The organism is Actinomadura sp. 1N219, from assembly GCF_044326405.1.
Taxonomy (GTDB): Bacteria; Actinomycetota; Actinomycetes; order Streptosporangiales; family Streptosporangiaceae; genus Spirillospora.
Genome location: NZ_JBIRAY010000026.1, coordinates 38,714 through 59,398 on the forward strand (window position 1 = coordinate 38,714; position 20,685 = coordinate 59,398).

25 protein-coding genes are annotated in these 20,685 nt (G+C 66.5%); 18 read left to right on the forward strand and 7 right to left on the reverse strand.

Annotated elements, in window-relative coordinates; all coding sequences use genetic code 11:
• The first annotated feature begins 389 nt into the window (after positions 1–389).
• Entirely contained in the window at positions 390–1,373 is a 984-nt protein-coding gene (locus ACH35V_RS40655) for a DUF397 domain-containing protein (RefSeq protein WP_395980230.1), read from the forward strand.
• Positions 1,374–1,641: 268 nt separating this feature from the next.
• Positions 1,642–1,842, forward strand: a complete 201-nt coding sequence (locus tag ACH35V_RS40660; protein WP_395980231.1) for a hypothetical protein — start codon at positions 1,642–1,644, stop codon at positions 1,840–1,842.
• A gap of 205 nt (positions 1,843–2,047) precedes the next feature.
• Here the strand turns inward: ACH35V_RS40660 and ACH35V_RS40665 are convergent, their stop codons facing one another.
• The 3 genes from ACH35V_RS40665 to ACH35V_RS40675 all read right to left on the reverse strand — a co-directional run bounded on the left by ACH35V_RS40665 (position 2,048) and on the right by ACH35V_RS40675 (position 5,062).
• Positions 2,048–2,941, reverse strand: a complete 894-nt coding sequence (locus tag ACH35V_RS40665) for an RNA polymerase sigma-70 factor (protein ID WP_395980232.1) — start codon at positions 2,939–2,941, stop codon at positions 2,048–2,050.
• 68 nt (positions 2,942–3,009) lie between these two features.
• Positions 3,010–4,188 (reverse strand): NAD(P)/FAD-dependent oxidoreductase, encoded by a 1,179-nt coding sequence (locus tag ACH35V_RS40670; protein WP_395980233.1) that lies wholly within the window; start codon positions 4,186–4,188, stop codon positions 3,010–3,012.
• A 109-nt stretch (positions 4,189–4,297) separates the two neighbouring features.
• Positions 4,298–5,062 carry a tyrosine-type recombinase/integrase gene (locus ACH35V_RS40675; RefSeq protein ID WP_395980234.1) on the reverse strand — a complete coding sequence of 255 codons (765 nt, stop codon included), beginning with the start codon at positions 5,060–5,062 and terminating at the stop codon, positions 4,298–4,300.
• Here ACH35V_RS40675 and ACH35V_RS40680 point away from each other — a divergent pair.
• Together ACH35V_RS40680 and ACH35V_RS40685 are read left to right on the forward strand one after the other, a co-directional pair.
• Positions 5,042–5,347, forward strand: a complete 306-nt coding sequence (locus tag ACH35V_RS40680; RefSeq protein ID WP_395980235.1) for a LacI family DNA-binding transcriptional regulator — start codon at positions 5,042–5,044, stop codon at positions 5,345–5,347. The genes ACH35V_RS40675 and ACH35V_RS40680 overlap by 21 nt on opposite strands.
• A gap of 32 nt (positions 5,348–5,379) precedes the next feature.
• Positions 5,380–5,736 (forward strand): hypothetical protein, encoded by a 357-nt coding sequence (locus ACH35V_RS40685; protein ID WP_395980236.1) that lies wholly within the window; start codon positions 5,380–5,382, stop codon positions 5,734–5,736.
• Between the two features lie 214 nt (positions 5,737–5,950).
• Here ACH35V_RS40685 and ACH35V_RS40690 read toward each other — a convergent pair whose 3' ends face one another.
• The 3 genes from ACH35V_RS40690 to ACH35V_RS40700 all read right to left on the reverse strand — a co-directional run bounded on the left by ACH35V_RS40690 (position 5,951) and on the right by ACH35V_RS40700 (position 9,044).
• Positions 5,951–6,661: a hypothetical protein gene (locus tag ACH35V_RS40690; RefSeq protein WP_395980237.1), complete on the reverse strand. Its 711-nt coding sequence runs from the start codon at positions 6,659–6,661 to the stop codon at positions 5,951–5,953.
• A gap of 443 nt (positions 6,662–7,104) precedes the next feature.
• Positions 7,105–7,770 carry a 2'-5' RNA ligase family protein gene (locus tag ACH35V_RS40695; protein ID WP_395980238.1) on the reverse strand — a complete coding sequence of 222 codons (666 nt, stop codon included), beginning with the start codon at positions 7,768–7,770 and terminating at the stop codon, positions 7,105–7,107.
• The gene (locus ACH35V_RS40700) at positions 7,767–9,044 is read right to left on the reverse strand and encodes a multiprotein-bridging factor 1 family protein (protein WP_395980239.1); all 1,278 of its coding nucleotides are present in this window, start codon (positions 9,042–9,044) and stop codon (positions 7,767–7,769) included. Before ACH35V_RS40700 ends, ACH35V_RS40695 begins: the two co-directional genes overlap by 4 nt.
• Before the next feature lie 143 nt (positions 9,045–9,187).
• Between ACH35V_RS40700 and ACH35V_RS40705 the strand changes: the two genes are divergently transcribed.
• The 14 genes from ACH35V_RS40705 to ACH35V_RS40770 all read left to right on the forward strand — a co-directional run bounded on the left by ACH35V_RS40705 (position 9,188) and on the right by ACH35V_RS40770 (position 19,186).
• Complete coding sequence (locus ACH35V_RS40705) at positions 9,188–9,508, forward strand: hypothetical protein (RefSeq protein ID WP_395980240.1); 321 nt, start codon at positions 9,188–9,190, stop codon at positions 9,506–9,508.
• A gap of 168 nt (positions 9,509–9,676) precedes the next feature.
• The gene (locus tag ACH35V_RS40710) at positions 9,677–9,901 is read left to right on the forward strand and encodes a hypothetical protein (RefSeq protein ID WP_395980241.1); all 225 of its coding nucleotides are present in this window, start codon (positions 9,677–9,679) and stop codon (positions 9,899–9,901) included.
• A 116-nt stretch (positions 9,902–10,017) separates the two neighbouring features.
• Complete coding sequence (locus tag ACH35V_RS40715) at positions 10,018–10,242, forward strand: hypothetical protein (RefSeq protein ID WP_395980242.1); 225 nt, start codon at positions 10,018–10,020, stop codon at positions 10,240–10,242.
• Positions 10,243–10,328: 86 nt separating this feature from the next.
• Positions 10,329–11,321: a hypothetical protein gene (locus tag ACH35V_RS40720; protein ID WP_395980243.1), complete on the forward strand. Its 993-nt coding sequence runs from the start codon at positions 10,329–10,331 to the stop codon at positions 11,319–11,321.
• Positions 11,322–11,519: 198 nt separating this feature from the next.
• Positions 11,520–12,404: an FtsK/SpoIIIE domain-containing protein gene (locus tag ACH35V_RS40725; RefSeq protein ID WP_395980244.1), complete on the forward strand. Its 885-nt coding sequence runs from the start codon at positions 11,520–11,522 to the stop codon at positions 12,402–12,404.
• A 17-nt stretch (positions 12,405–12,421) separates the two neighbouring features.
• Entirely contained in the window at positions 12,422–12,739 is a 318-nt protein-coding gene (locus ACH35V_RS40730) for a hypothetical protein (RefSeq protein ID WP_395980245.1), read from the forward strand.
• Positions 12,736–13,101 (forward strand): hypothetical protein, encoded by a 366-nt coding sequence (locus tag ACH35V_RS40735; protein WP_395980246.1) that lies wholly within the window; start codon positions 12,736–12,738, stop codon positions 13,099–13,101. The genes ACH35V_RS40730 and ACH35V_RS40735 overlap by 4 nt, the downstream gene beginning before the upstream one ends.
• Complete coding sequence (locus ACH35V_RS40740; RefSeq protein WP_395980247.1) at positions 13,098–13,742, forward strand: hypothetical protein; 645 nt, start codon at positions 13,098–13,100, stop codon at positions 13,740–13,742. Before ACH35V_RS40735 ends, ACH35V_RS40740 begins: the two co-directional genes overlap by 4 nt.
• A 113-nt stretch (positions 13,743–13,855) precedes the next feature.
• Positions 13,856–14,296, forward strand: coding sequence for an RRQRL motif-containing zinc-binding protein (locus tag ACH35V_RS40745; protein ID WP_395980248.1), 441 nt, complete (start codon positions 13,856–13,858; stop codon positions 14,294–14,296).
• Positions 14,293–14,598 carry a hypothetical protein gene (locus ACH35V_RS40750; RefSeq protein WP_395980249.1) on the forward strand — a complete coding sequence of 102 codons (306 nt, stop codon included), beginning with the start codon at positions 14,293–14,295 and terminating at the stop codon, positions 14,596–14,598. Before ACH35V_RS40745 ends, ACH35V_RS40750 begins: the two co-directional genes overlap by 4 nt.
• On the forward strand, positions 14,595–15,299 hold the full coding sequence (locus tag ACH35V_RS40755; protein WP_395980250.1) for a hypothetical protein: 705 nt from the start codon (positions 14,595–14,597) through the stop codon (positions 15,297–15,299). The genes ACH35V_RS40750 and ACH35V_RS40755 overlap by 4 nt, the downstream gene beginning before the upstream one ends.
• A gap of 341 nt (positions 15,300–15,640) precedes the next feature.
• Complete coding sequence (locus tag ACH35V_RS40760; protein WP_395980251.1) at positions 15,641–17,722, forward strand: replication initiator; 2,082 nt, start codon at positions 15,641–15,643, stop codon at positions 17,720–17,722.
• 16 nt (positions 17,723–17,738) lie between these two features.
• Entirely contained in the window at positions 17,739–17,981 is a 243-nt protein-coding gene (locus tag ACH35V_RS40765) for a helix-turn-helix transcriptional regulator (protein WP_395980252.1), read from the forward strand.
• Entirely contained in the window at positions 17,978–19,186 is a 1,209-nt protein-coding gene (locus tag ACH35V_RS40770; protein WP_395980253.1) for a tyrosine-type recombinase/integrase, read from the forward strand. Before ACH35V_RS40765 ends, ACH35V_RS40770 begins: the two co-directional genes overlap by 4 nt.
• Before the next feature lie 431 nt (positions 19,187–19,617).
• On the opposite strand, the gene ACH35V_RS40775 is transcribed toward ACH35V_RS40770, so the two are convergent.
• Positions 19,618–20,445, reverse strand: a complete 828-nt coding sequence (locus ACH35V_RS40775) for a protein kinase (RefSeq protein ID WP_395980272.1) — start codon at positions 20,443–20,445, stop codon at positions 19,618–19,620.
• Positions 20,446–20,685 lie beyond the last annotated feature (240 nt).

Genomic DNA, 20,685 nt, shown 5'->3' on the forward strand with positions numbered 1-20,685 from the left:
GGCATCCGAACCACCTCGCGGCCGTGGCCGGCATGCCCGGGATGCGACGCCCCCGTCACACTCGCCTACCCGGCCGACGCCGCCCGCACCGCCATCATCTTTCTGCCCTGCGGGCAGCGGCTCACGATCGGGAACGAACCTGCAGGACGTTAACGACCCTGGGCGCTGCCCTGTCCTGCATCGCGGGGCGCGCTTGCCCCCCGGGCGCAGCGGCACGCCTGACCGACCGTCGAGACGCGCGCCATCGACGCCGACTCCCACAGAGTCTGTGGCGGTCGGCACGTCGATGCTGTTGACAGGCGACGATTGATCTGTCGGTTGGCCCTGACCTTGCGTTCGCCACTTCGCCTGACACGGACCGGCGGCACCCAAGCGGTTGAGGAACCTGATTGGCGCACGTTCAACAGGTTCTGCTGTGGCTCGGCCACGACCGCCCGCGCGACCTCCCCTCCGCCGTCAACTTGGTGCTAGATCTGCGCGTGCTGGGCGACTGCGAAGAGGCGCTCGATCTCCGTCGAGACGACGCTCAACACGCCACGGCGAAGTTCGGGCGCGAGCATAAAAAGATTCTGTTGGCTGCCGTCAACTTGGTGCTAGATCTGTGCGTGCTGGGCGACTGCGAAGAGGCGCTCGATCTCCGTCGAGACGACGCTCAACACGCCACGGCGAAGTTCGGGCGCGAGCATAAAAAGATTCTGTTGGCTGCCGTCAACTTGGTGCTAGATCTGCGCGCGCTGGGCGACTGCGAAGAGGCGCTCGACCTCCATCGAGACGACGCTCAACAGCCCACGAAGAAGTTCGGGCCGTGTCGCGTCGAAGGTCATAATGAGGCGCTGACCTGGGATAATGCGCTTAGTTGGCCTGGTTGTTGCCCCTTTGGCTACCAGTCGCTCGCCCTGCGCCATTCGCCGGGGACTGCCACACAGCCAAGAAGTCTCAATGTTGTATGGGCTTTCCTCTTGCAGAAAGCGTTCGACTCGGTAGTGTGCATCTGGCCACAAAGTGGCACCAAGGAAAGGACCCGCGCCGACACGGTTGGCGAGCCTCCGGCGCGGGCCCCCTGGCCCATCTCCACAAGAAAGGAGGGCCGTTCCCGGCGCCTCCCATCCAGTAGGGGGGCGCCGGGCTTTACGGACCAGCGCTCAACAAGGAGGCCAGCCCTCATGAGGAGTCTAGAAGGGTCCGGCGCCGCTTGGCGGAAGTCCAGCCGATGTGACGATTCCGCCGACTGCGTGGAAGTTGCACGGTTGGCTTCAGGCGGGGCCGGCGTCCGCGACACCACGGAGCCAGGCAACCACCTGGAACTCTCCGATTACCAGTGGCGGCGTCTCGAGCAAAGGATCAAGAAAGGAGAATACGACTCGCTGCCCTAGTTGACCGGGACTGAGGGCCGCGTAGCCCGGCTGGCGACGGGAGTCCGCTCGCCGGGCTACGTGGACCGCAGGCCCAACGCCGCAGGTAGCTTGCTTCCAATTGAGCCATCCCCCTGAGACGGTCCTCGCCAGTTCAAGTGACACTCGCCACTCGTACCGTCAGAGTGACTGGCACTTCGCCATATCCAGTGGCACTCGACAGCTGTGGTCGGGTGTGCGCTCCGGCGTGGGAGCGCCCCACCGGGTGGCTTAGGAGGCTTCGAGACCGGTGTCCGGCTGGGCGGCGCCGGTGTCTCTGCGCGTCGACGGGACGGCCAGCGCGACCAGTGCCCCGGCCACAGTCAGAGCCGCTGCGACGATGACCGCTGCCTGCATCCCGGTTGACGAAGGCGTCGGCGGTGTCACGCGTACCGGGCGCAGTGATCGCCACCAGCACGGCAAGCCCGACCGCGCTGCCGATCTGCTGTGAGGTAGACGCGGTCGCCGCGGCGACACCCTGCGCGGCGGGCATCGGTCAGTCGTCCGTCCGAGAGATGCGCGCCCGTTTGGGCCGCAGGCCCCCGCGGTCGTGGCATTGTGACCGCCAGATTGGGGAGACGAGAACGATGGGGAAGTTGTCGTGCTTAGGTACTTTGGCCCACGTCTTCGTTAGGCAGATGTACGGGTGATCGCCCTCAGGGTGTGGTCAGGCTGTTGTTGGGGGTCAGGCCGGTAAGTTTGTCGGGGTTGACCTGGAAGCGCAGGTTCTGGATGCGGCCGTCGGTGAGGTCGTACGAGAGCGCGCCGATGGTGTGGCCTCCGAGGGTGGCCAGGACGCCGAGTTCGCCGTTGATGACGGCGGGTTCCATGGTCAGGCCGGTGAGTTCGGGCTTGGCCAGGAAGCCCACGATCCAGCGCGCGACGTGGTCGGTGCCGTAGAGCGGGCGGCGGGCGGCGGTGACCTTGCCGCCGCCGTCGGACCAGGCGGTGACGTCGGGGGCGAGCAGCTCCAGGACGGCGTTCAGATCGCCGCCCGCGCAGGCCTGCATGAACCGGGTGGTGACCTGCCGGCGCTGGGCCTGGTCGGTGTCGAACCGGGGGCGGCGGGCCTGGACGTGCTCGCGGGCGCGGTGGGCGATCTGGCGGACGGTCGGCTCAGGGCGCTCCAGCGTCTCGGCGATCTCGGCGTGGGAGTAGCCGAAGACCTCACGGAGCAGGAAGACGGCGCGTTCGACGGGGCTGAGGGTTTCCAGGACGACCATCATCGCGGTGGAGACGGTGTCGGCCAACTCGGTCTCCAGGGCGATGTCGGGCGAGGTGAGCAGGGGCTCGGGGAGCCACGGGCCGATGTAGGTCTCGCGGGTGGCGCGGGCGGAGGTGAGACGGTTCAGCGAGAGGTTGGTGACCGTGCGCACCAGGTAGGCCTTGGGGTGGCGGATCGTGTCGCGGTCCGCGGCAGTCCAGGTGAGCCAGGCGTCCTGGAGGACGTCCTCGGCGTCGGTGACGCTGCCCAGCATGCGGTAGGCGGTTGCGAACAGCAGCCTGCGATGCGCGAGGTAGGGGTCCTGCTCGTCCCGGGGGTCCGTCATCGGCTCATGCTGCCAGCGCCGTGATCTGGGCGGCAAGGCCGAGAGCACGGCGCTGGGAGTCGGTGCGGTCATGCCGCGGGCCTGCGGGTGGCGCGCCCGCCCTTGGACACGATGGTGGTGACGTTCATGCGCTTGCTGAACCGGTAGGTCCAGAGCGGGCTGCCGCTGACGAACTCCTTGTAGGCGACGGCGGCCCGTCCGGTGAGGTGCCAGCGGCCCGGGGTGTCGTCGCTCTTGGTGAACTGGATGACGGCGTCGCGGCGGCCGAGGCTGACCGGCTGGTGGAAGTAGCCGAAGCGGAACGGCTTGACGGCCTTGCCGCGGACGAGCCGCGCGATGGTGTCGGCGGTGTACTGGGCGGTGGGCAGGCCGCTCTGGCAGGTGCCGTGGATCTGTCCCCAGGCCAGGCGGACGGCGGCGGCGTCGCCGACGGCGTGGATCTCCGGGTGGGACACCGACCGGAGCGTGGCGTCGACCAGGATGAGGCCGCGGTCGTCGGTGGCGATCCCGGCGTCGGCGGCGAGCGGCGGCACTTTGACGCCGGTGGTCCACAGGCAGGCGTCGGAACCGACGACCCGGCCGTCGGCCAGTTCGACGGCGTCGGGCCGCACCGCGGTGATCCGGGCGCCGGTTTCCAGGGTGATGCCGAGGCGGTCCAGCGCGCGGTAGAGGTGGGCGCGGGCCTTGGCGCCCATCATGCCGCCGGGCTCGTCCAGGCTGATCAGCGTGACGTTCAGGCCGGGACGGCTTTCGGCGATCTCGGTGGCCGCCTCGATTCCGGTCAGCCCGCCGCCGCAGACGGTGACCGTGCCGCCGGCCTCGGCGACCTCGGTGAGCCGCTCGGCGAACCGGCCCGCGATCTCCGGGCTGTTGAGGGTGAACGCGTGGGTGTCGGCGCCGGGGACCTTGCCGGTGTCGGTCGAGCTGCCCAGCGCGTAGACGAGCGTGTCGTAGCCGAGGGTCTCGGCGCCGTCGACGGTGATCCGCCGGGCGGCGGGGTCGATGGCGGTGGCGGCGCCCTGGACGAACGTGACGCCGGTCCCGGCGAGCAGGCCGGGGATCTGGTGGTCGGCCAGTTCCTGCCCGGCGGCGATCTGGTGCATCCGCAGCCGCTCGACGAACCGGCTCGACGGGTTGACCAGCGTGATCCGCGCCCCGGTCCGGCGGGTGCGGTGGGCGAGCCGGATCGCGCTGAACATCCCCGTGTAGCCGGCGCCGACGACGACGATGTGGTGGCCGTTGTTCATGTCGTTCTCCCTGGTTCGTGCACCGCGCTCCGTGCCGGTGACGCCTATGGGACAAACAACCCGCACCCGACGTGACACCTCTGGATGTGAGCCACACCACACCTGCCGCTCACCGTTCGAGCGCACCGTGGAACTGACCCGCGACGATCACGGGCGCTTGGTACGGAGGCGAAAGCGCCGGTTGAACTAGCGCGTAGCCCTGGGTGGTGCGCGGGTCGGCGTGCCCGAGCAACCGCTGGATTTCCTGGACCGGGACGTTCTCCTCATCGAGCAGAGTGCCGACGGTGTGCTTGAGCACGTGCGGGTGCATCGCCTCACACACCTCGCGCGGCAGCCCGGCTTCGACGGCGAGGCGGCGAAGCAGGTCGCGGACGTAGCCGCGGTCGAGCGGCTGGGGCACGCCAGCGCACTTGGCGCCGGAGGTGCACAGCAGCGGCCCGTCGGTGCGGCCGTTGAGGTAGCGGTCGATCACGTGCGCGGTCGCCGGTGTGACGGGCAGGGCGGCGACCTTGCCGCCTTTGCGGACGATGCCCAGGGTTCGATGCCCGGAGGTGGAAGCGAAGGCGTCGGCGGCGCACAGTTCCGAGACGCGCATTCCGATTTCGAGCAGCAGCCGGGTGATGATCGCCGAGCGGAGCCCGTCGGTGTCGGCGGCCGCGATCAGGGCGACTGCTTGGGCGCGGGTGAGCGCGATGCTGCTGGGTTCGTCGGATTGGCGAGGTCGGCGGACGTGTGCGGCGGGGTTGCGGGCCAGGACGTTTCGATGACCCAGTAGGTGTAGAAGGAGGAGAGCGCGGCCAGGCGGCGGCGTCGGGTGCGGGTCGCCAGGCGCGCGGGTGTGAGCGTCGGCACCGTGTCCAACGTTCTCAATCACCCCAGCCACGTAACCGAAGCCACCCGCGAACGAATCGAGACGGTAATCGCGGAGCTGGGCTTTACACCCTCCGGCGCGACGACGATGGGCTCTCGGCACTGGCGGCGGTCAGGGCTCGCCACGTGGGTGTTCGCCTCGGCCGCCTCGGGCTGGTACCCCAAGAAGGCGGCCCAGCCAGCGCGGCCGTTGGCGCTTGCCGCCGAGCCGTTCCCCGGACGGCCGCTACGAGCCGCAACGCGCAGGGGCGGGCCCAGGCATGCCGGACGCCGATCGCGCCGGAGCTGACACCGCACGGCCTCTGGCACAGCCACCGGACGATGGTGGAGGAGGCCGGTATCCGGCCGGTGCTGATCGACGACCGGATGGGCCACGAGGACGGGTCAGTGCAGCGGCGCTATACGCACGTCACGCAGGCGATGCGGGACGAACTGAACGACGAGCTCACGGCGCGGTGGGAGGCGTCTCCGGATGCCCGCCTCGCCCTGTCTCCATGCTCACCGGTGGCTGCGCTGGACGGACTACTGCGAGCACGCCTGCGAGCGAAAGAAATGGAGCGATCACAAGATCGTCCCACGGAATTCCCACAAGAGACCGTTTCTGTTCTCCGTTTCAAGCCCCAAAAAGGAGGCCTGAGCTGTGTCGGGACGGCGGGATTTGAACCCACGACCCCTTGACCCCCAGGACGGCGGGGGAGAGGTCTCTACAGGTCACGGCATGATTCGAACACGCGTTCGTAGTTCGTTCATCAGATGCTTGTTCGCTCGGATGCATGGCGTGTGGTCCCCATCTGGTCCCCGTTCTTGATGTCCTTCCTGAGGGGTGAGTGCAGCGCCTCATTGGCGTGAGCCGGTAGGCAAGACCGATGTCGGGATACTGGTGGATCCATGGTCAAGAGGCTGTTGACCGCGGAGAATCCTGAGTTAGTCGGCTATTGCATGCATTCGCCCACTTTTCGAGGTCGTCAAATCCGGGGCGGACTCGCTGGAACAGAAGTGTTAGCACTTGCATAATGGCGTCATAGATCTTTTTCGCGTTAGACGCACTGTACGCGATAAACCTCCATTCCACACCAGCGTCAATATCAGGGTGCAGAATGGGTTGCCGGAAATCTCCTGGGGGGTGAACCGCCCAGTCGCGGAACTTGTATAGCTCCTTTAGGATTTTCCGAAGTTGTTGGCTTTGCTCATTTGTGAGCCGAAATCCTCTACGAATCATTTCGGTGACTAGAGCGTATCGAGGAGTCTTCTTACCCTGTGAGGTGGGTGGATGATTTGAGGCGGGGATACGCTCCTTGATTGACGCATAGAGCGCATCCATGGCGAAGGCCGTAGCTGACATTGATGTCAATGAGGCCTTAAATTCTGCCTCCAGCGCAGAAGATTTCTTGTTGTCGGAATTATTGTCTATTGCTTGAATTAGTAGCGTATGCGCACTTTTGGATTGTTGCAGTGATTCATTGGCAATATCTAGCCAATGATCCCATGTGTCGAGACTGACCTCCGCAACTATCGGAGATACTTTTTCTTCGTTTAATGATATGCGGATACCTCCGGCCGGAATTCGTAGCGTCATTCCACTGGTAATGAATATTCCACTCATGGAGCTTAATGTTAGCTGCTATTGATGTTGCGTGCCACAGGTTTTAGTGCTTAAGAACAATGGGTGCTTTGCGTGGGTTTGGTGAGGATGAGCATCCGAGATCCAAGCTGGACGGTTGCGGACTTGCGTGGGGGCGGGGCCTCGTAGCCTGGACCGGCGGACGGGCTGGCGCTGCCGCCTGCCCGCATTGGCCCGTCGTGAGGCCCCGCGCGGGGTCCCCGCGCAAGTCAGGAAACGGCCAGCGGCACCGGCGCGGCCAGCTCGGCCCCGTGGCTGGTCTTCGTCTTCGTGCGGCCCCGTGACTTCTGCCGGTCTTCGCGCCTGCCGACCGGCGTGGGCCTGGTCTCGGAGCCGGCGCCTTAGCAGAGGCGGAGGGCCAGGCGCCGAGTCGGCGGCGCGTGCGGCCCGGTTCTCGGGCCGCCTTGAAGACGTACAGAAAGTTCTCACAGGCTCGGAAACTGGCTGTCGTCCCTCGCTTCGCCGTTCGTCCCGCCAAGTGGCACATGTGCGATCGGGTGCCAGTCCCAGAGGCGTTCCGCTCCGCGCTGGAGGACGAGACTCACAGTTCGGATGGTGATCTCGTATGGGGGAAGCTCATTGCCGAGAGCCTCGATCAAGGGCGCTGCTTGTTGCTCCTCGGTGCTGTAGCACAAGGTGATGTGCGGCGTCCAAGATGAGGGCTCGGTGTGTACGTCTCTGCCGAGTGCGGTCCTGCTCGCGGCTTTGATTGCTTCGTGTATCGGGCTGAGCGATTCAGGGGAAGAGGTTCCGGCCATGATGGCCTCCGGATGGTAGAGCACCCGGTCCATTTTGATCGTTGTTGGTTGGATCATTTGAAGGCGTCTGGAAGCCTCGGAGACTAGGTGACTCCGTTGATCCGGTTTGATGGATTCGGCGGCACCAAGCGCGAGCGTTGTCATGTGCAGCCACTTCAGTGGAGTCATGTGCAATCCACTGAATGAGGCGAGTCGCTCTTGTGCGTACCGCGCAAGCTTGGTGACCTGCGGCTGATCCTGGAACAGAATGTGCCAGTAGACCGCCCCTTCGTTGGGACCCGGCTCTGCCCTGTGCTCCCATCGATCGATCATACGGACGGGGAACGGGCTCAAGCTTCCTCCTGGCTATTTGCGAGTAGAGCACTGGCATTGAATTCTTCGATTCTGGCCAGTAGTTCGGATGCGTCTCGGCTGTTTCGGAACTTGCGCTGCCTCAAACGGGCCGCAAGGTCGTCAAGGTAGCGGGTAACTGTTGCCATTCGGAACTCTGGTGCGAGGTCGAGCATGGCGGTGACCTCGTTCATTGTTCCGTCCAGCTCTCCCCTCATCAAGTAGGCGATGCCTGCGCCTACTCGGATCTGGGCCCAGGTCCCGGGAGAACGCGCTAGGCCTGCTTGCCATGCCGCGTCGGCTGCGGCTACGGCTCGTAGGGACGCGTCGGGCTCACCGATGCGCGTGGTCACCGAGATCGTTAGCAGGGCTTGACGTGGCCGGGAGAAGGACCAAACGGACACCCCGGTGCCGGGCTCGTCCAGGGCCTCGGCTGCTGCCTCGGCGCGTGCCAACGCTTCGCGGGCGTGGTGAACGTCGCCCAACAGGCCTGCCGCCCTGGCCTCGTAGCTGGCGAGCATCGCCCGGAGCGGGCTGGGCGAACTGGATTCGAAGCCCCGGCGGGCGAACTCCGCGGATTCTTGGTACTTGCCTTGCCAACGAGCTGTCTTGGACATAGCGGCCCATGCGGCTGCCTCATTTGTTGCAGCTTCCTGCGTGCACATCAATGCTGCTCTGCCGAGTGCCATCGCGGTTCGATCCTGGTTGAGATCGCCGAGCAACACACTGGCGTGGGCCAAGAGATCGGCGTCGAGTTTGTACAACTCGCGGGTCTGATGCAGCTTTTGTCGTCCACTGCGCAACAGTCCCTGAGCCTGATCGTGCAGTTGTGTCACTTCGCGCAACGCTTTGGATGCTGGCATTTGTGTGTGATTGTCCGCCAGTATCAGCGACCTCTCGGTGAGGTGATCGAGTGCTTCTCGGCTGGTGTTAGTGGAACTCAGCCAAGAAATCAGGCCTGCGGCGTCGTTTAGTGTTGGCGTTGAGGATCGGGCCTGGTCTGACTGGCCTGTCTTCCCAGCTTCGCCGAACAAAGCTTCATGCGTGAGTCCGAAGATGCGGCAATAAAGGCTGGCGTAAAGGTCGCTTGGCCTGTGGTCCCCGTTCTCCCAGCCTCGGACGTAGCGCTGAACACTTTCGACGGACGGCAGACTCTTGCGGGTTCGATCGTCCGCTGCGTTGATGAGGCGCACAGCCATGCTCTTCTGACTCCACAGCCGAGCTTTGCGCTCGTCACGAAGTCGAACAGCCCAGTCGGGAACTTCGAAAGCTGCCACTAGTGGACCACCTCATCAGGACGATTGCGAGTCCGTCTCCTAATGTATCCCCTGTTCTCCTAACGAGCCCTCTTGCAGCCTGGTGTCACAGCAAGGGAAGCGCACCGAGAGGCGGTGCGGCCCTGGATCGAGAGGAGAGCTTCGTGAAGCTCTACGTGGACACCAGTACGAAGCAGGTCATGGTGTCGAAGGACCCGGTCGAGAAGATGGACCAGAACGGGCGTCAGCGTACCGAGCGGGACACCGGCCGGCCGATGTGGTCGACGCAGGTGTTCGTCCAGGACGACGACGGCGGCGAGGTCATCACCGTCACCACGGCGGGTGAGAAGCCGAGTGTGAAGGTGGGGCAGTTCGTCACCGTGTCCCGGTTGGAGGCCCTGCCGTGGGCGACCAACGGGCGTAACGGCGTGGCGTTCCGCGCGGTGGAGATCAAGACGTCCGGTCCGGTGGCCAAGTCGGCCTGACCGAGACTCCTGTCACTGCATTCCTGCCTGTATCTGGCGAGTCACGAAGGGGCCGAAGGTATGGCTCCCAAGATCGAACTGTCCCCGAGGCGGGACGCTGCCAGCCTGTTGAGCTGGCCGAACCCATCTGTCGCGGACGTCATGTCCGGTGAGACGGAAAGGTCTGGCATGGAGTTCCACTTCATCATCACGCTGCTGTTCCCCAACCACGGCGGGATGGCTTACGCCACCTACAGCGGCGTCGTGTCCGCCGGTCCGGGCGAGACCCGGCAGGACATGTACGACCAGGTGTGGGCGCTGGTCCAGGACGCCCACAGCGACAACCCGGGCATCGCCCGCGCCAACATCGTGTGCTTCGCACTCGAACCCAACCAGCTGCCCGTGACCGTTTAGCCCACGGGCCCAACCCTCCGGCTGCGGACGCGAGGTCCGCTGACCCACTGGAATGGAGCACCTGCATGTGCAAGATGTGCCTGCCCGACAACATCATGTTCATTCAGGATGCGGCCTTGGGCGCATCCGCTGACGAGGCTGCTGATGCGGCCACCCGGTCGCTGAACAAGCTCGGCGACATGCTCAACCGGTTCAACGACGTCTACGAGGCCGACGAGGCCGAGACGTGCGACCTGGCCGCCGAGGTGCTGGCGCAGGGTCTGATCACTGCCATCTACACCCTGGCCGCCGCATCGCGGTCGCATGGGTTCGTCCTGCTCCCCGACAGCGGCGGGGCCTGACCTCAACCAAGTGCGGGGCCTGGAGGACTCTCACTCCTCCGGCCCCGCCAATCCAAACCCCTCCACACCAAACAGAAGGGTGAATCATGTCCAAGTCTAAGGGCCTGCCCGCGTTCGGGCGAGGCTCGTCGGGCCGCTCTGGGCGTCGTGGCGGAACCGTCACGCTGATCGAGGACCGCGTCACCCGGTCCTACGCCCGCACCGCCAAAACCGCGTTCTACGTCATCACGGCCGTGGTCGGGCTGCTGGCCGCCACGGTCGCCGCGTCCTCCTGGCACCCCATCCTCGCGCTGGCCGCCGGAATCGGGATCGGGATCGGGATCGCGCTGCCCATCGCGGGCTTCATCGCCGCCTGGCCCGTGATCCGGGTCCTCTGGTGGTGGGCACCCGAAATCATCACGGTTTCGCTGATCGTGTACGGGTTCGTGCTGCTGTCGATGCACACCAACGTGGTGGTGCGTCTGCTGGTCGTCGCTCTGGTGGCCGGTGTGCCCGCTGGGGTCCCGGTCGTGCGCCGCAGGCTGATCGCCTTCGGCTGGTGCGTCATCTCCCGGCACCGGCTGCGCGCCTGCTTCAACGAGTTCATCATCTCCAACCGGTCCGGCAGTCTGCCGCTGATCCTGTGGGCCAAGCCCACCCCGGTCGGGGAACGCGTGTGGATCTGGCTGCGGCCCGGCCTGTCGCTGGCCGACCTGGAATCACGCCTGGACAAGATCGCGGTCGCGTGCTGGGCCGCGAACATCACCGTGGAGCGGGCCTCGTCCCGCAACTCCGCGTTCGTGCGGGCCGACATCAAGCGCCGTGACGCGCTGACCGGCACCGTCGACTCTCCGCTGGTCGACCTGATCGACCCCGACACCCCTCCAGCTGCCCGGACGGCCGCTGAGGCACCGACCGCGCTGGACCTGCCCGACATCCCGGCCGACACCGTCGACCCTGACGAGACGCCACGCTCCAAGAAGCACGGCGATAAGGGCGCTGATAGGCGCACCGACCGGGCGGACGCCCGACCGGCTCCGAAACCGGCCCCGGCATCGGGCAAGTCGTCGACCCCCGACGACGTTCTCGACTGGGTGTAACCACCTGGTCCTTCTCCTCCACCGGCGGCACCTGTGATTGGTGCCCTTCTGCGTCCGGTGACCGACGCCCCTGGTGATCCCACCGCCTGACGGGGCGTGCCTGTTCCGTGTCCATCTCGCACGGGTCCTGGGCATGAGGTCACCCGTCGTGGGTCGCCTCGTGCCCGGGTCCCCCTTTCCTGGAAGGGACCTCGCCTCATGGCAACCCTGACCGTCTCACCTGCGGCCGGACCGGCTGCGGCGTCGGCCGCTGTGCCGGTGGGACCACTGCTGTCGATGTTCGACCCCGTCTATCTGGGCGTCGATGAGTTCGGCCAGCCGGTGTATGTGGTGCTGGCCTACCGCAACATGCTGATCGCCGGAGAACCCGGCGGCGGCAAGTCCGGCCTGATCCAGAACATCACCGCACACTGCTTCCTGGCCGCCGGCACCCGGCCCGTCCTGCTGGACCCCAAGCTCGTCGAGCTGGGCATGTGGGCCGACCTGGCCGAGGAATTCGTCGGCCCTGACATCACCCATGCCCTGACCACGCTGCGGCGCGTGCAGCAGGTCATGAATAACCGCTACGCCTGGCTGCTCGCCCACAACCGCCGGAAGATCACCCCCGCCGACGGGGTCTCGGTGATCCCGGTCATCCTCGACGAACTGGCCTACTACTCGGCCACCATCGGCACCAAAGACCAGCAGGCCGAATTCATCGCCCTGGTCCGCGACATCGTCGCCCGCGGCCGCGCCTGCGCCATCCCGGTCATCGCCGCGACCCAACGCCCCAGCGTGGACATCATCCCCACCTCGCTGCGCGACATCTTCGGATTCCGCGTCGCGTTCCGCTGCACAACCCCCAACAGCAGCGACATCATCCTCGGCCACGGCTGGGCCCACTCCGGCTTCAACGCCGCCGACATCTCCCCGGTCAACCAGGGCGTCGCCTACCTCATCGCCGAAGGCGGCGTACCGGCCCTGTTCAAGGCCGCCTACCTCACCGACGACCAGATCAACCACCTGGTCGACTACGCCACCTGGATCCGCACCACCCGCGCGCCGTCACCTGTCCCGGCACCGGTCACGGCACTGGCCGCCTGACCAGAACGGAGCCCCTCATGTCACCACAACCCTCGGCACGGTTCTTGGTCACCGCCATCACCCCGGAGATCAATGGATACACCGGCCTGTGCCTGGTCTGCTTCGAACCCCACACCGTCGCACTCGGCGACTACCCGGCCCTCGGTCAGTGGGCGCAGGAACACACCTGCAACCCCGAACGCGCCCAACTCGTCGCCGGACTGATCGGCGACCGCATCGCCCGCTGCCTGTACTGCGGCTCCACCGACATCTACGAAACCCGCGTGCTGGTCGACGACCGCACCGAAGACATGGCGCTGCAGTGCGGCGCATGCCACGGAGTGTGGGCCCAATGATCCACAAGTACTACCGCCCAGACGGCAAACCCGACTGGAACCGCTGGGTCATGGAATGCGACACCTGCCACCACAGCGCACGCCTACTCGGCCACGAAAACCCCGAATGGCTCGTGTCGCCCTGGCCCGACATGAACATCTACTGTCCCGACTGCTTCAACGCCTGGGCTGACCAACTCATCACCAGCGCCCTGCGCTGCCCCGACTGCGACCGCATCGACCTGCGGCTCTGGCCCTGCAACCTTGACGCCCCGCCAGACCAGCAGCACCCGGGCTTGGTCGACTGCGCCCACTGCGGCGCAATCATCCTCCTCGTCGAACCGCCCTCGTGGTTCCCGCCCGACCCGGACGGCGACCAATGACCGCCGCGCGACCGACCGACACCGCCAGCAACGTGCTACGCGCCCTGGAAGGCATCTGGCATTCGATCCGGACCCGGCACCCCGAGATCCCCGACGCGGTGCTGATCCTGGCCTCGGGCACCGAAGGCAAACAAGCCCGCTGGGGCCACCACGCCCCCGGCCGCTGGCGCGTCCACGACACCGACCGCACCGAAATCATGGTCAGCGGCGAAGGCCTGCGCCGCACCCCCGCCGAAGTCCTCGGCACCCTGCTCCACGAAGCCGCCCACGCCCTGGCCGACGCACGCGGCATCCAGGACACCAGCCGCCAAGGCCGCTACCACAACACCCGCTTCCGCGACCTGGCCACCGAACTCGGCATCGACGTCGCCAAAAACGACAAATTCGGCTGGACCATCACAACCGTCCCCGACACCACTCAAGCCGCTTACCGCACATCCCTGCGCGGTCTGCAAAAGGCCATGGTCCTGTGGCGACGCGAAGAGATCACCGCACCCACCGCCACCGGCAAAAGCAGCAACCTCATCGCCGCGATCTGCCCATGCGAACGCACCATCCGGATCGCCCAATCCTCCCTCGACCAGGCCGCCGTCACCTGCGGGGCCTGCGGAGGAGATTTCGAACCCAAGCAAGCGCCTTGACGCTTAAGCGTCAACCGGCACCCGAACACGGCTGAGGGCCGGTCATCCACCAAGACACCCGGCCCTCCGCCTTCACACACCCACACCCCTCGATGTGAAGGACGTGGACACCCATGCACGCTACCCACTACACCCATGCCCCGACCAGCGCCGCGCGCGTCCCGCAACTGGACGCCACGGCGCGCGGCGGCATGATCTACCTCAAGTACTACGACCCCACCGGGGCCCGGTTCGGCTTGCCCACCTACCCCTACCGGTGGGCACCCCAAGGACTGCTCACCGCCCGTCAACTCCGCGCCCGGGGCCTGCGCCCCGGCGGACAGCCCATCGCCGCACAGATCCTGTGGCGCGACGGCGCCCGCGTCGCCTACCTCTACCGCGAAGACCTCGCCAAGCCCAAGCGCACCGCTACCGCGGCCCAGCTCGCCGCCATCGCCAAAGCGCTCCGCGCCCGGCGTACCTGTTCCACCTGCGGCCGTGAGCGCTGGTACTACATTCCTCGCTCGCTGGGCGAATGCCTCGACTGCGCAGAACAGTCCGGGGGCCTGGCATGAGCGACTTCACCGTCAACCCCACCCTGACACCCCAGACGCCCCGCCGCGTCCGGCGCGTGGTCGAGAACGACGAATACGCCGCGTTCCTGCGCCGCATCCTGCGCGCCTACAGCCGACGCATCGCCGCCGGCGACGTCGAAGCCCTCGCCCACCTCGCCGAGGTCGCCGACGAACTCCACATCACCATGCACACCGCCGTTACCGGCCTGCGCGCCTACGGCTACTCCTGGGCCGACATCGCCCGCCCACTCGGCATCACCCGCCAAGCCGCCCAACAGCGCTTCGGCGGTGACCAGCCATGAGCACCGAACGCGCCGAGAACCTCGTCCAGGTCTTCATCTTGCTGCTGGTCGGCACCATGGCCGGTGCCGCCTCCTTCACTCACGTCCACGACTGGACCATGGCCAACAGCCCAGAAGGGACCGGTGACTGGTTCGGCTGGGCCAACGCCGTCATCTCCGAACTCACCCCCACCGCCGCCGGACTGGAGATCCGCCGCCGTAAACGCCACCACCAATCCATCGGCTACCCGATGGCGGTCCTGATCGCCGCCGCCAGCTTGTCCATTGCCGCACAAATCGCCGTCGCCAAACCCGGCCCCACCGGCTGGCTCCTGGCCACCGTCCCGGCCCTGGCCTTCCTCGCCCTCTCGAAGTTGGTGCTCTCACGCACCACACCCACCACAATCAGCGGGCCCGGCCTTCCGCACCCCGACACTGCACCTGCCGCGTATGTCGATACACCGGCCGTCCCGGCCGACCTGCCCGCGCTCGAAGCCGACCACCACACCCCGGCCGATTCTTCGGTCGATTCGGTTCCGCCGCATCTGATCACCGGTGCCCGGATGGCGGCCTTCACCCACCACCAAAACACCGGCCAACCCATCACCGTCGACGCTCTCGCCGACCACCTTGGCATCACCACCGGCCAAGCTGCCGCGATCTTGCGCGACCTCCAGGCACCCGTCCCCACCGCCTCTGAGCAGGAGGGGGACGGCCTGTGAACCACCATCTGGCGTCTGGTTCGACGCTGGCTCTCGCGCCCGGGACCGCTTTCCCGGCCCCGGGCACGGGGGCGAACACCGAACCTGCCGTGTTCTACCTGGGCACCCACCTGCCCAACTGGCTCAGCACAGCAGCGGTACCGCTGTTCATTTCCGACCGGCGGCTACGCGACCGCAAAACCTATCCCCGCGCGGCAACGCGCTGGGCCCTGGATTCCGGTGGATTCCAGGAACTCAAAGACCACGGCCGTTGGACCATCACCCCCGCCCAATACATCGATCAGATCCGTCGCTACCAAGACCAAATCGGTCGCCTGGACTGGGCCGCCCCAATGGACTGGATGTGCGAACCAGCAGTCATCCACGGAGGCACCCTCGGCGGACAGCACTTCATCGGCACCGGCCTGACCGTCGCCGAACACCAACACCGCACCATCGACAACTACCTACAACTGCGCAGTCTGGCCCCAGACCTTCCCATCATCCCCGTCCTCCAGGGTTGGACCCTGCACGACTACCTCACCTGCGTCCAGCTGTACACCGACGCCGGAATCAACCTCGCCGAACTACCCCGCGTCGGCGTCGGCTCGGTCTGCCGCCGCCAATCCACCGACGAAATCACCCACATCATCACCACCCTCGCCGGACTCGGCCTGCGCCTGCACGGCTTCGGCATCAAAACCCGCGGCCTAGAACGCTACGGCCATCTGCTCGCCTCAGCCGACTCCATGGCCTGGAGCTACGAAGCCCGCCGCCTCCAACAACCCCTCCCCGGCTGCACCGGACACAAGAACTGCGCCAACTGCCCCCGCTACGCCTACCAATGGCACCACCGCATCATCACCAAACTCACCGCCCCCGCCCAACTCACCCTCCCCACCACCACACCCGCAACTCTGCCTCCCCGCACCCCACGCTCTACGCGAACGCCGACCTCGAAAATCACCCGCCCCAACATCTTCGCCACCGACACCGCCCTACAACGCGCCGGAGACGGCTACTTCGACTGGCTCGACCACGTCTGGCCCGCCGCCGGATGCACCCACCCCATCCGCCTGTTCGGCGACCTCGACACCGTCGACACCCGCACCGGCGAGATCACCCGCACCCTGTCCACCACCGCCATGCCCGACGGCGTGATCTACAAAGCCTGCGGCAACCGCCGCGCCACCGTCTGCCCTTCCTGCGCCGACACCTACCGCCGCGACGCCTTCCACCTCATCCGCTCCGGCCTGGCCGGAGGCAAAACCATCCCCACCACTGTCACGCGGCATCCGGCCGTGTTCGCCACCCTCACCGCACCCTCCTTCGGGCCCGTCCACACCCGCCACGTCCGTCGCCACACCTGCACCGACCGCGCACGCTGCAGCTGCCGCCCCGACCCCTGCCACGCCCGCCGCAACTTCACCCACTGCCCCCACGGTCAACCTGTCGCATGCTTCGCCCGCCACGACCCCCGCGACGAACGCCTTGGGCAACCGCTGTGCCCGGACTGCTACGACCACGACCACCACGTCATCTGGAACAACCACGCGGGCGAACTGTGGCGACGCACCAAACAAGCCATCACCCGCCGCCTCAACCAACTGGCCCGCCGCCGTGGCCTGCCCCCGGTCCGGGTCTCTCATGGCAAGGTCGCCGAATTCCAGGCACGCGGCGCGATCCACTTCCACGCCCTGCTCCGCCTGGACGGCATCGACCCCGACGACCCGACGCTGATCGTCCCACCGCCGTCCGGGATCACCGCCGCCGACCTCGACGACGCGATCCGCTACGCCGCAGTGCACATCGTCTACACCACCGACCCGCACCCGGACCGGCCCGGCGGCTGGCCCATCACCTGGGGTGAACAGGTCGACGTCCGTATCATCAGCCTGCACGGCGAGTCCGTCAGTGACGCCATGGTGGCCGGTTACCTCGCCAAATACGCCACCAAAGGCACCGAGATCACCGGACACACCTCCCGCCGCCTCCACCCCCACAACATCGGCCTGTACGCCGACCCCGGCGGCACCCACACCGAACGCCTCGTGCACGCGGCCTGGACCCTCGGCGACCACCCCGGCTTCGAGTCCCTGCGCCGCTGGGCGCACATGCTCGGCTTCGGCGGCCACTTTCTCACCAAAGCCCGCCACTACTCACTCACCTTCGCCGCGCTACGCGCTGCACGCGTCCACTACCGCCGCACCCAACCCCAAGGGCCGGACTACTCCGACGAACGGATTCACCGTCAAGACGACCTTGACGCCGAAACCACGATTGTCCTCGCCCGCTTGTCCTACGTCGGCACCGGCTGGAAAACCACCGGAGACGCCCTCCTGGCCAATACCGCCGCCGACCAAGCCCGCCGCCGACACCAAGCCGGACGCGAAGAACTCGCCCACGAGATGAACGCCTTCACACTCACCGAAAGAGCTGCCTGACCTTGAAAGGAACGTGATGACAGAGACCCTCGAACGTCAAAGCGATGCCGGGCTGTTGCTCGGCGGCTGGTACACGACTGAAGAACTCGCCGAGATCATCGGTGTGGACCCCTCAACCCTGCGACGCTGGCGAACTGCCGACCCCGTGCAGGGCCCTCCGTTCGTCCGGTTGAGCGGTGCCGTCACCCGATACAGCGCCATCGACGTGCAGCGGTGGCTGCTGAGTCACCGAATCGCCCCGCAGGAGCGACCTCGATGAGTCAGCGTGAACAGATCCCGGTCGGTGTTTCGCTGTCCGCCGATATTGAATACCGAGCAGGTCGGCCACGCCCTTATCGCGCCCGGGTGCGCTGGGTCGACCCATCGACACGGCGTCGATGCTCGGTGTCTGAATCTGCGGAGGACGAAGACAAAGCGCAAGCCTGGCTTGACGACATCCAGAAAGCCGCGCAAGCGGGAATCGACCCGGCCACCTTCACCATGACCCTCGCCGAATACGGCGAGAGCGTGATGACGTTGGCCACGCGCGGCCTGGAAGCCAAGACACTCGATCCTTACATGGCGGGCTGGCGACGGCGCGTCGTGCCGTCACTCGGACACCTGCCGGTTCGGATGATCAGCAATGGTGCTGTGGACCGCACCGTTCACGCGTGGATCGCTGACGGCTCCGGCCGGTCGACCGTCAAGAACAGCGTCGCTATCCTCGTGCGGGTCATGGAGCAGGCGGTCAGAGACGGCATCATCGATCGCAACACCGCCCGTGTGACGGGCTGGCAACGTGAATACAAGCAAGCCCAGGATGAGCTGGACGATCCTCGCTCGCTGGCCCTGCCGGACTGGACAGCCCTGACCGATCTCGCCGCCGCCTTGGTGGACCGTTCGGCGGGGAATTATGCCGGTTGGGGCGAGGTCGTCATCTTCGCCGCCTGTACCGCCGCACGAATCGGCGAGGTGTCCGGAGTCCGCGTCTGCGATATCGACCGGGACTCGTGGACCTGGACGGTTCGGCGTCAGACAACCCCTGGACCCGGTGGCCTGGTCGATAAGGGCACCAAAGGCCGGCGGGCCCGGCCCGTCCCGCTCATCGACGAGATCCGTGCGATGGTCGGTCGGCGGCTGGACGCTGTGGGGGACAAGCCGATGGCCCGGTTGTTCACGGGGCCGAAGGGCGGCCGGATCACCACTGCCGTGCTACGGGACGCCACGCACTGGGACGAGGTGGTCTCTCAGCTTGGGTACGAGTACCTGCGGCGTCATGACCTGCGGCATACCGGGCTGACCTGGATGGCTGACGCGGGCGTCCCCGTGCACGTCCTTCGGAAGATCGCCGGTCACGGCTCGCTGACCACGACACAGCGGTACCTGCATCCGGACGCCCAGTCGATCAACGCGGCGGGGGATGCGCTGAGTACCCATCTCAAGGACCGGCGGTCCCCAGGTGGTCCCCGGCTCCGAGCCGTCTAGATCATGACCGCGATGGCGGGCGGCAACGCAAAAGCCCTGCTGACCTCGGTTAACTCCGTGGTCGACAGGGCTTCTTTGTGCTGTCGGGACGGCGGGATTTGAACCCACGACCCCTTGACCCCCAGGTACCGGCGAGCATGATCCGGTCACCTTGGCGCCTAGCGTGTGGCGTCCGTGGGAGTCTGCTGAGATCCACACCGCACCCTGGCGGTTGCTGTACTTTCCGGCTGTACTTCACCCCTCAAGCTGAGCCGCTCAGAGCGATGTAGACCCTGGTCGCTGGCTTCGGTGGACGGGCCTTTTGCTGCCCTGTGGGGCGCGACCCCGGCGAGCGGGGCATGCCGGGACTCTTGGTCGAATGCCAGCCGCCCCTCTGCTGGCGCAGCGTCATTAGGCCGTGATGTTCATTGGGTGCTTCGCCTCTAGGGCGGTCATGCACTGTCGCGGATCGCGCTCATGGCAGCCTCTGCCGTGGACAGGGCCAGCAGAACTACGAACATTCCTGACCAGACCCGTCGGCGCGCTCGTCGCCCTCGTACCAGAATCCGGTGTGCCCGCTTCGCTGACATTCTTCCCCGCCAGCACGGCCGCTTCTGGAGGAGCCCAAGCGCGACGCTTCGCGTCCGGCCCGTCAAGGCGCCCACGTCTGCGCGGCCTTCGTCGTACCGCTCGATCGCGAGGGAGGAATCTTCTCCAAAGGGCGCCCGACCGTTCCGAGCCAGCACGATCAGTTCCCCAAGTTGCCGCAGATCGCTTCGCCGCCGCTGGCGGAAGAGTTTGCGCGACTCTGACCGCAGCACGGCTCGCCCGAAGTCCAGGACGTAGATGCCGCCGTCTTTGCCGACGATCAGGTTCTGACCTCGGAAGTCGCCGTGCGCGGTTCCGACACTGTGCAAGGCTGCGAGGATCGCTGTGAGCCGGACTGCCAGCCGCTCCGCCTCGACCGCGCTGAGCTGCCCTTCCTTAGCGATGATGTCATCGACGGTCCTGCCTTCGACGTATTCCATGACGTAGTACGGCCGGTCGACGCACGCGTCGTAGGTGATGAACGTGGGCGCAAACGCCGGGTGCACCGACTGGAGCGCGACGACCTCCGTGTCGAGCGCCGACCGCGCCTTCCGCCCAGGCATCGCGTGGATCGTCTTCACTGCAACCTGTCGGCCCGCAGGGTCGGACGCCAGGTAGGTCTCGCCCTGCATGCCGTGGCCGAGGAGCCGGTCAACTCGGTAGACACCGAAAGCCGTGGGGGTTGTCGACATCGTGGTCACGACAGCCCCCTCGGCGGGACAAGGCGTGGCGCTGTCCGAATGCACGTGCAATGACTCATGTGAGTCACACGCGCGGCGCGAGTCGCGTACTCTGCAAGTGACATAGACCCTCCGGGGTCGATTGGGAGGGTCGCCCCCAGCGGCTGGTTTGGCAGCTTCGCAGCGGGGGGCGGCCCTCTGTCCTTTTGGGCAGCACCGATTTGGGTACGCCCGACTTATGCCGAACGCGCC